General features: G+C 64.9%; 6 protein-coding genes. 5 read left to right on the top strand and 1 reads right to left on the bottom strand.

Annotated features, from left to right (window positions below; genetic code table 11):
* From WBF82_RS18675 to WBF82_RS18660, 4 genes are all read left to right on the top strand, one after another.
* Window positions 1-1,082 (top strand): circularly permuted type 2 ATP-grasp protein (locus WBF82_RS18675; protein WP_424384441.1); only part of this gene is annotated, 1,082 nt, incomplete at its 5' end.
* Window positions 1,082-2,059 carry an alpha-E domain-containing protein gene (locus tag WBF82_RS18670; RefSeq protein WP_424384440.1) on the top strand — a complete coding sequence of 326 codons (978 nt, stop codon included), beginning with the start codon at window positions 1,082-1,084 and terminating at the stop codon, window positions 2,057-2,059. The genes WBF82_RS18675 and WBF82_RS18670, both read left to right, overlap by 1 nt.
* A complete protein-coding gene (locus WBF82_RS18665; RefSeq protein WP_424384439.1) occupies window positions 2,059-2,898 on the top strand; it encodes a transglutaminase family protein in 840 nt (279 codons plus the stop codon). Before WBF82_RS18670 ends, WBF82_RS18665 begins: the two co-directional genes overlap by 1 nt.
* Window positions 2,898-3,572, top strand: a complete 675-nt coding sequence (locus tag WBF82_RS18660) for a hypothetical protein (protein WP_424384438.1) — start codon at window positions 2,898-2,900, stop codon at window positions 3,570-3,572. Before WBF82_RS18665 ends, WBF82_RS18660 begins: the two co-directional genes overlap by 1 nt.
* Window positions 3,573-3,575: 3 nt before the next feature.
* On the opposite strand, the gene WBF82_RS18655 is transcribed toward WBF82_RS18660, so the two are convergent.
* The gene (locus tag WBF82_RS18655) at window positions 3,576-4,418 is read right to left on the bottom strand and encodes a ribonuclease Z (protein ID WP_424384437.1); all 843 of its coding nucleotides are present in this window, start codon (window positions 4,416-4,418) and stop codon (window positions 3,576-3,578) included.
* Window positions 4,419-4,657: 239 nt separating this feature from the next.
* Between WBF82_RS18655 and WBF82_RS18650 the strand changes: the two genes are divergently transcribed.
* Window positions 4,658-5,086: a CBS domain-containing protein gene (locus tag WBF82_RS18650; protein ID WP_424384436.1), complete on the top strand. Its 429-nt coding sequence runs from the start codon at window positions 4,658-4,660 to the stop codon at window positions 5,084-5,086.
* Window positions 5,087-5,143 lie beyond the last annotated feature (57 nt).

Genomic DNA, 5,143 nt, shown 5'->3' with positions numbered 1-5,143 from the left:
CGCCGTCGGGGGTGTCGTACGTGATGGAGAACCGGCGCACGATGGCGCGGGTATTTCCTAACTTGTTCACCACGCACCGGGTGCGCGCCGTCGACGACTATGCGGCGCACCTGCTGCGCGCGTTGCGGAAATCAGCGGCCACCCACGAGGCCGACCCGACCGGCGTCGTGCTGACCCCCGGGGTGCTCAACTCGGCTTACTTCGAGCATTCGCTGCTGGCCCGCCAGATGGGTGTCGAACTCGTCGAAGGCCGCGACCTGTTCTGCCGCGACAACCAGGTGTACATGCGCACCACCGAAGGAGAACGTCAGGTCGACGTCATCTACCGGCGCATCGACGACGCTTTTCTAGACCCGATGCAGTTTCGCCCCGATTCGGTGCTGGGTGTGGCCGGCCTGCTCAACGCCGCCCGTGCCGGCAACGTGGTGATTTCCAGCGCCGTCGGCAACGGGGTGGGCGACGACAAACTCGTCTACACCTACGTGCCGACGATCATCGAGTACTACCTGGGCGAGAAGCCGTTGCTGGCCAATGTGGACACCTTCCGGTGCTGGTTGGACGACGAACGCGAAGAAGTGCTCGACCGGGTCGACGAACTGGTCGTCAAACCGGTCGAGGGGTCCGGCGGCTACGGCATTGTTTTCGGGCCGGAGGCCTCCGCCAAGGAGCTGGCCACGATCAGCAAAAAGATCCGCGACGATCCGCGCGGCTGGATCGCCCAACCGATGATGCAGCTCTCGACCGTCCCGACCAAGGTCGCAGACACGCTGACACCCCGTTACGTCGACTTGCGACCGTTTGCGGTCAACGACGGCGACGACGTGTGGGTGTTACCCGGCGGCCTGACCCGGGTGGCACTCGTCGAAGGATCGAGGGTGGTGAATTCCAGCCAGGGCGGCGGATCCAAGGACACCTGGGTGTTGGCGTCGCGCGCGTCGGCGGCCGATCGCGAATTGGGCGCCGCCAAGGTCGTCCGGTCGCTGCCCACGCCGGTCACGACGTCCAATGGCGACGCGGAGGCGGATAAGTCCGCTCAGCAGCAGCCTGGCCAAAAGCAACACCAGCAGGCGGTGATTCGCTGATGCTGGCCCGCAATGCCGAGGCGCTGTACTGGATCGGCCGCTACGTCGAGCGCGCCGACGACACGGCGCGCATCCTCGATGTCACCATTCACCAACTGCTGGAGGATTCCAGCGTCGACCCCGACCACACCTCCCGAGTGCTGTTGCACGTGTTGGGAATTGAGCCACCCGACACCGAGTTGGATGTCTGGTCGTTGACTGACCTGGTGGCGTTTCGCCGCAACACCCCCGGCGGTTGCTCCATCGTCGACGCCATCTCAGCAGCGCGGAAGAACGCGAGGTCTGCCCGCGAGGTCACGTCGACAGAGACCTGGGAGTGTCTTAACACCACCTTCAACGCTCTGGGTGAACGTGAGCGCGCGGCCAAACGTCTTGGCCCGCATGAGTTTTTATCGTTCATCGAGGGCCGCGCCGCGATGTTCGCGGGCCTCGCCGACTCGACACTCTCGCGTGACGACGGGTATCGCTTCCTGATGCTGGGCCGGGCGATCGAGCGGGTGGACATGACGGTGCGGTTGTTGCTGTCGCGGGTGGGGGACAGCGGTTCGTCGCCGGCGTGGGTGACGGTGCTGCGCTCGGCGGGCGCGCACGACACCTATTTGCGAACCTATCGCGGTGTGCTGGACGCCAACCGGGTCGTCGAATTCATCCTGCTCGACCGGCTGTTTCCACGGTCGGTCTTCTACTCGCTGAAGCTGGCCGAGCACAACCTCGATGAACTGCTGCACCATCCGCTCAGCCGGGTGGGTACCACCGCCGAAGCGCAGCGGCTGCTCGGGCAAGCCCGCAGTGAACTCGAATTTGTGGAGCCAGGAGTATTGCTCGAATCACTGGAGACGCGGCTGGCCAGCCTGCAGGAAAGTTGCTATGACGTCGGAGAAGCGTTGGCGATTCAGTACTTTCACGCTGTACCGTGGGTTGCCTGGTCCAACGCCGCCCAACGTGACCCGTTGCCGGTGCGACAGGGGAAGAGCTGATGTGGCGGTTGCGGGTCCTGCACGCCACCGGATATGCCTATCCATCGCCTGCGACGGCGTCCTACAACGAAGCACGGCTCACGCCGCGGTCGGACACCCGGCAAAACGTCGTCCTCAACCGTGTCGAAACGGTCCCGGCCACCCGGGCGTACCGATACATCGACTATTGGGGCACGGCCGTGACGGCGTTCGACTTGCACGCACCGCACACCGAGTTGACGGTCACCGCCTCGTCGGTCGTGGAGACCAATCGAGCGGAGCCGCCGACAGAAAAAGTTACTTGGGCCGAGTTGCACAGCGAATCGGTGCTCGACCGATTCGATGAGGTGCTCCGCCCAACCGGATACACGCCGGCAAGCAAACGTATTGCGGCCGTTGGCAAGCGGATAGTCAAGTATCACGAACCGGCCGAAGCCGTTGTCGCCGCTGCCGACTGGGTACGCAGCGAACTAGACTACGTCCGCGGCACCACCGGCGTGCATTCGTCGGGCCTGGACGCGTTGCGTGAAGGCAAAGGCGTCTGCCAGGATTTCGTGCACCTGTCCCTAATTGTGTTGCGCAGCATGGGCATTCCTTCGCGGTACGTGTCCGGTTATCATCATCCCAACTCTGATGCAGTGGTGGGCGACACGGTCGACGGGCATAGTCATTCCTGGCTCCAGGCATGGACCGGGAGTTGGTCGGACCTCGACCCCACCAATGACAGCGAGATCACCGAGCAGTATGTCAGTGTCGGCGTCGGTCGCGACTACTCTGATGTGTCCCCGCTCAAGGGCATCTACTCCGGACAGGGCGCCACCGACCTCGACGTCGTCGTCGAAATCACCCGACTGGCATAGTGGACGCTTCACCCGAACACAGGCCGTCGTTGGCACCTGTCGCCGCGCTCTGTGTGGGTCTGCTCTTCGGTGGTCTGGCGATCGGAGTCGCGCTCGGCGGTGTGATGCCGCTGCCGTACGGGCCGGTCGCCGCGATCCAGCGCTACGTGCGCGCCGAGCCGGTCGCAGTTCGGGTGATCGCCGTGGCGGTGTTCGCATCGTCGGTGCCGCTGGCCGTGTACGCGGCGACCGCCAGTGCCCGATTGCGCGAACTCGGGGCTACTGCGGCGACGGCGGCGACCACATTGGCGGGCGGACTGTTGGCGGCCGGCGCACTGGGCCTGGCGGGCTTGGTCGCTTGGACGTTGTCGTGGCCGGAGGTCAGCGGCGACACCGCCTTGGTACGAGCCCTGTATCTCCTGGTATTTCTGCTCGGCGGCGTCGGACACCTGGTGGTGTTGGGCGTTCTTGTCGCGGGCATGGCGGTGCCCAGCCTCAGCCTTGGACTGTTGTCCCGGCCGCTGGCCTGGGGCGGCCTACTGATCGCCGGGCTTTCCGAATTGACGCTGCTGGTGCTGATCTGGCCAATGCTGGGGCCGATCCTGCCGGTCGCCCGAGTCTTGGCGTTGGCGTGGCTACTGGTAGCCGGCGCACGGTTACCGCTGCAGCGCAACAATATTCGCGATTCCGGGTGAGGCTCACCCGGGCGGGCCCACCACCACCTGGTGCAGGTCGTCGCCGAGCTCGATCCGCCCGTCGAATTCGCTGGCGGCCAGCGCATGCCACTGATCCTCCTGCCCGGGAGCGATAGTCGGCACGTAGTGGGTCAGCACCAGGGTGCCGACCCCGGCGCGTCTGGCGGTCGCGGCCGCCTCCTGCACCGACGAGTGGTACTCACAGACGTCCTTCATGCGCTGCACAGGCAGCGGGGCTATGAGTTCCTTACGGATGACGGTGTGCACTAAAGCATCTGCGCCGGCGGCTAGTTCATCGAGGCTCTCGCACGGCACGGTGTCACCCGCCAGCACCACTGCGGCGCCGCCAACTTCAATCCGAAACCCGATTGTCGGCGCGACTGGTCGGTGATCGGTGGGGGCCACCCGGATTGACACGCCCTCGCGGTCCCATACCGAGCCCTCGGTGTATTCGTGTACCTCAACTGGTGGTGGGGCCGTCAGGTCGTCGTGGTGGGCGATCCGGTAGCTGATGTCGGGACCGAGTGCGTTCAGCGTCGCCTCGACCACCGCGGCGGTGCCGGGCGGGCCGATGATCGGCAGCGGTGCGGGATCGGGTGTGAACGTGGTGACCCAGCGGGTGGTCATCACATCGCCGAGATCGGTGATGTGGTCGCTGTGCAGGTGGGTAAGTAGCAGAGCCGATAAACCATTGGCCCCCAAGCCGATTGCCGCCGCGCGTTGCAGCACGCCGCGCCCGCAATCGATCAAGAAAGCCTGGCCGCCAGCACGCACCAGTGTGGCCGGCCCGGCGCGATTCGGGTCCGGAACCGGGCTGCCGGTGCCGAGCAGCGTGATCTCGATCATCACCCAAAGGTATGCCACAAATCCCGGTCGGCCACCGCTCAACTCGCTAATCAGGCTGGCTCGCAACGCTTCTCTAGCCGCGAGGTGCAAAGCCCCCGCGCTCGGTTTCGCGGTACCCAGACGCGTGCATCTACGGTCGCCTGAACAGCATGTTGCGGCGATTTTCGCGGGTTTCTTTCCCGATGACCGTTCTCGCCGTAGCCTGGTGTGAACCGGATCACAATCAGCGGGAGGCCTGGATGCGCATTGCAGACGTGCTACGGAGCAAGGGTGGCGCGGTAATGACAATCGACCCCGACGCGACCGTGACCGATCTACTGGCCGGGCTGGCCGATCACAACATCGGCGCCATGGTGGTGGTCGGGCCCGACGGCGTCGTCGGCATCGTCTCCGAGCGTGACGTGGTACGCCAGCTGCACTCGCACGGGGCTGACGTGCTGTCGCGACCGGTTTCGAAGATCATGACGCCGGTGGTTTCGACCTGTAGCAAGTCCGACACGGTCGACAGCCTCTCCATGCTGATGACCGAAAACCGCGTGCGACATGTACCGGTACTCGAGGACGGAAAGCTGATCGGGATCGTCAGCATCGGTGACGTGGTGAAGACGCGGATGGAGGAGCTGGAGGCTGAGCACGAGCAGCTGCAGTCCTACATCACCCAAGGCTGATCACTCAGCGCCAGGAGTAGTCGCTTCGTAGCCGAGCAGCCACTACGTCGAAGACCG

Source organism: Mycobacterium sp., assembly GCF_049673265.1.
Lineage (GTDB): Bacteria > Actinomycetota > Actinomycetes > Mycobacteriales > Mycobacteriaceae > Mycobacterium.
Note: the sequence above shows the minus strand (reverse complement) of the source record. Positions and strands in the feature narration are given on the sequence as shown.

What these genes read in the sequence shown, in the direction of transcription:
- WBF82_RS18670 (WP_424384440.1), top strand. Translation starts at nt 1,082, where the DNA reads ATGCTGGCCCGCAATGCCGAGGCGCTGTACTGGATCGGCCGCTACGTC.
- WBF82_RS18665 (WP_424384439.1), top strand. Translation starts at nt 2,059, where the DNA reads ATGTGGCGGTTGCGGGTCCTGCACGCCACCGGATATGCCTATCCATCG.
- WBF82_RS18655 (WP_424384437.1), bottom strand. Translation starts at nt 4,418, where the DNA reads ATGATCGAGATCACGCTGCTCGGCACCGGCAGCCCGGTTCCGGACCCG.
- WBF82_RS18650 (WP_424384436.1), top strand. Translation starts at nt 4,658, where the DNA reads ATGCGCATTGCAGACGTGCTACGGAGCAAGGGTGGCGCGGTAATGACA.